The 4,703-nt window shown below is 33.8% G+C and carries 2 protein-coding genes; both read left to right on the plus strand.

Annotation, left to right across the window (positions count from 1 at the left end; translation table 11 throughout):
* Window positions 1–1,754: glycosyltransferase family 4 protein (locus F6K40_RS14395; protein WP_293136934.1), on the plus strand; the 1,754-nt coding region annotated here is incomplete at its 5' end.
* Window positions 1,755–2,319: 565 nt separating this feature from the next.
* A complete protein-coding gene (locus F6K40_RS14400; protein ID WP_293136935.1) occupies window positions 2,320–3,519 on the plus strand; it encodes a class I SAM-dependent methyltransferase in 1,200 nt (399 codons plus the stop codon).
* Window positions 3,520–4,703 lie beyond the last annotated feature (1,184 nt).

Here is a 4,703-nt window from a genome sequence, read left to right on the forward strand (position 1 = left end):
ATTCTCAGACTCTAGAGGCAAATTCTCTGAATGAATCAGAATTAAATGCTCAGGCAAAAGTCGATAATTCTCGGCAAGAGTCAGAATCAAATGCTCAGGCAAAAGTTGATAATTCTCGGCAAGAGTCAGAAAAAAATCCTCAGACTCTAGAGGAAAATTATCTCAATGAATCAGAAATAAATGCTCAGGCAAAAGTTGATAATTCTCGGCAAGAGTCAGAAAAAAATCCTCAGACTCTAGAGGAAAATTATCTCAATGAATCAGAATTAAATCCTCAGGCAAAAGTTGATAATTCTCGGCAAGAGTCAGAAAAAAATCCTCAGACTCTAGAGGAAAATTATCTCAACGAATCAGAATTAAATCCTCAGGCAAAAGTTGATAATTCTCAGCAAGAGTCAGAATTAAATCCTCAGACTCTAGAGGCAAATTCTCTCAACGAATCAGAAATAGATGTTCAAGCAATTAACTCCCTGTTCCCAGTTAAGTGTTCCCTGTTCCCTCCTAATCCCAGAATTAAATTATTGATGTGTAGTAATTCTTTAGACCTAACTGGTGCCCCACTTCATCAATTAGAAATCGCCCTAAAGTTAGCAAAAGATGGAATTGTCGAACCCATAATATTTTCTGTAAACGATGGGGAGTTGAGAGAAATTTATCAACAACAAAATATTCAAGTCATCGTTAAAGATAATCCTCTAGAACATATCTATCAAAAAGATGCTTATAATTCAGCTTTAACCACCTTTACCCAAGAAATAAAATCTCTAAATATTGATGTAATGTACATCAATACTTTAGAAAACTTTTTTATGGTAGACGTCGCTCAAATGTTAAACATTCCCAGTGTTTGGAATGTGCATGAAAGTCAACCTTGGCAAACTTATTTTAATCGTTTCGGAAACGAGATAGCTGCCAGAGCATTAGAATGTTTCCGTTATCCTTATCGCATAATTTTTGTTTCCGATGCTACTCGAAATAAATATCTCCCTTTAAATAGTCATCACAACTTTACCGTCGTTCATAATGGATTAGATTTAAACTTATTAAAAAAAGCAGCAACTAAATGGTCTAGACAAGAAGCAAGGTCAAATTTAGGAGTACAAAAAGAGGAAATAGTCATTCTATTATTAGGCACCGTCTGCGAAAGGAAAGGTCAACACGACTTAGTAAAATCTCTATCATTTATCCCAGAAAAAGAAATACAGAAAATCAAATGTTTTATCGTAGGCGATCGCCCAAATCTTTATAGCTTAAAACTACACGAACTTGTCAAAAATTTGCCAGAAGAAGTTCAGGAAAAAGTAGAAATAGTAGGAGAAACTCCAGAGACAGCAAAATATTATCAAGCAGCAGATATATTTGTTTGTACTTCCCGCATCGAAAGTTTTCCCAGAGTAATATTAGAAGCAATGTCTTATAATTTACCAATAGTTACTACTCCAGTTTTTGGCATAGTTGAACAAGTCAAACCAAATATTAACGGTTTATTCTATACTCCTGAAAACCCAGAAGAATTAGCAAATATTTTGATGTCTTTATTAATAGATGAAAAATTACGTCAGCGACTAGGAGGTAATGCTAAATATGTACTGGATTCGTTAAATACTTTTGCAGAAATGACTGAAACTTATGGTCAAATTTTTCAAGAAGCATACTTTTCTTTAGATAAATTAGCAGACATGGAGGATGGTACGGCACACACCGATTATGCCACGGCACACACGGATTATGCCACGGATACACGGATTAATTAGTAGGTTTAATTTTACTAATAGATTCTAATTTGATGTGACTTTTGACTCTGGTTTCAATGTAATTAAATAGGGTTTGCTGAATAAACTTTAAAGTCATTACATATCAAGGTTTTAGCATTTTTATATCGGGAAAAGTACCTGGTTTTCAGCTCTTAATGTAATGCTAAAAAAGCTACTATTTTAGACACATTGTTGGGAAAAAAAAATTACTTTCCTGTTCCCCTACTCCCCTACTCCCCTACTCCTTAAAAAAGACTTTTCAGCAAACCCTAAATATTTTGGCATAAATGTTAGATTGGCAAATTCCCTACTACCTAATCCCTACTCCCTATTCTCTAAAATTACTAGAATTTTTAGATGTATAAACAGTAAGTCAAAATACAGGTTTAAGTTTAGAAGAAGTTCAAAGTTTGAGAGAACAATAAGTACACATAAATTATGGCACGGCACACACGGATTATGTCACAGATACACAGATTAATTAGTTGGTTTAATTTGACTAATAGTTTCTGACTGAATTTTAATTTTGACTTTGGTTTTGCAGTCATTAAATATTTTGGCATAAATGTTAGATTGGCAAATTCCCTACTACCTAATCCCTATTCCCTACTCCCTACTCCCTACTCCCTACTCCCTATTCTCTAAAATGTTTAATCTAGATTTTCCTAAAGGTACAGAAATAGATTACCTAACCAAATTTTCTGGTTGGTATATTCCTGAAAATAACCGGAATTTCAAACTAACTGTGCATCTAAATTCTCAACCTTATGCTTCTCTTTTACATGGTGGATATAGACCAGATGTAGCTGTTGCTTTCCCAGAGAAAAAATATGCTAGTCATAGTGGTTTTTGGGGTGAAATTTTACTGCCAGAGAATCTTAAACCAGACACAGATATAAAAATAGAAATATTTATCGATCAAGAGGAAAAAATATTATTATTTCAAAATCAATTCAAAGTTATTGGTAAACCACCTAAACTTCCCACAAGACAGAAAAATTTTAACCTAGAAAAAATCTTGATTTGCCCAGAATGTAGTCAAAAAGCTAAACCTTGTAATGCAGAAAATTGTTCTGTATGGATTAGGGGAAATACTCCTCATATTTTACAACTAGGAGAATTACCATTTATTAAACTGACAGAAACAGAAACCACTCATCCTTATTCAGAAGGAATTTTAAAAGTATTAAATCAAATTGGGGAAAATGGAATAGTTTTAGATTTCGGCGCAGGTAATACTCAAAAAGAATATCTCAAACCAAATATTTGTTATTTAGATGTGCAGCAATATCAATATACAGATATAGTTTGTTCAACATTAAAATTACCATTTATTGATAATTGTTTTGATGGGATAATTAGTCATGCTGTTTTTGAACATTTACCAAATCCATTTATTACCGCTAAAGAACTTTATCGCATTTTAAAACCAGGTGGTTTAATATTCATTGATACTGCATTTTTACAACCACTTCATGCCGATCCTAGTCATTATTTTAATATGACAGTTCATGGTTTACGGCAGATTTTGTCAGACTTTGAAGAAATCAACAGTGGTATTTTTCCTCATCACTATCCATCTTATAGTATGATGATGTTGATTCAAACTATCTGGCCTTATATTCAACAGAAAGAATGGCAAAACCGTTTAGAAGATTGGCACGCTTTTTTAGTACAAGAGGGTGATAATTTAGATATAGCATTAGGGGAAAAAGGCAGAGAAATTTTAGCAGCAGGAGTATTTTTTGCCGGAAAGAAAAATTAGGAAAATCCGACTTAGTTGAGTAGATAATAGTAGAAAAATTCAGGAAAATTTTTTCCTTCTACCGTCTCTCTAAATTCCCATTTCTCCTAACTACTGCCTATTCCCTAAATAAGACAGAGAAATTTGAGCAGCAGGAGTATTTTTTGTAGGAAAGAAAAATCGGGAAAATCAGACTTAGTTGAGCAGATAATAGTAGAAAAATTCAGGAAAATTTTTTCCTTCTACCGTCTCTCTAAATTCCCATTTCTCCTAACTACTGCCTATTCCCTAAATAAGACAGAGAAATTTGAGCAGCAGGAGTATTTTTTGTAGGAAAGAAAAATCGGGAAAATCAGACTTAGTTGAGCAGATAATAGTAGAAAAATTCAGGAAAATTTTTTCCTTCTACCGTCTCTCTAAATTCCCATTTCTCCTAACTACTGCCTATTCCCTAAATAAGACAGAGAAATTTGAGCAGCAGGAGTATTTTTTGTAGGAAAGAAAAATCGGGAAAATCAGACTTAGTTGAGTAGATAAGATTGGCAAAATTCAGGAACAGTTTTTCCTTCTAGCGTCTCTCGAAATTCCCATTTATCTTAACTACTCTCTATTTCCTAAATCAGACAGAGAAATTTGAGCAGCAGGAGTATTTTTTGCAGGAAAGAAAAATCGGGAAAATCAGACTTAGTTGAGCAGATAAGAGTAGAAAAAATCAGGAATAGTTTTTCCTTCTAGCGTCTCTCGAAATTCCCATTTATCCTGACTACTCTCTATTTCCGAAATCAGACAGAGAAATTTGAGCAGCAGGAGTATTTTTTGCCGGAAAGAAAAATCAGGAAAATTCGACTTAGTTGAGTAGATAAGATTGGCAAAATTCAGGAAGAGTTTTTCCTTCTAGCGTCTCTCGAAATTCCCATTTATCCTGACTACTCTCTATTTCCTAAATCAGACAGAGAAATTTGAGCAGCAGGAGTATTTTTTGCCGGAAAGAAAAATCGGGAAAAGGAGAGTTAGTTGAGCAGATAAGATTGGCAAAATTCAGGAACAGTTTTTCCTTCTAGCGTCTCTCGAAATTCCAATTTATCTTAACTACTCTCTATTTCCTAAATCAGACAGAGAAATTTGAGCAGCAGGAGTATTTTTTGCCGGAAAGAAAAATCGGGAAAATCAGACTTAGTTGAGCAGATCAAAGTAGAAAAATTCAG

Source organism: Okeania sp. SIO3I5, assembly GCF_010672085.1.
In the GTDB taxonomy this organism is placed as follows: Bacteria; Cyanobacteriota; Cyanobacteriia; order Cyanobacteriales; family Microcoleaceae; genus Trichodesmium.

Excerpts from the sequence above, each read along its gene's own strand:
- F6K40_RS14400 (WP_293136935.1), top strand. The coding sequence starts at position 2,320 with ATGTTAGATTGGCAAATTCCCTACTACCTAATCCCTATTCCCTACTCC.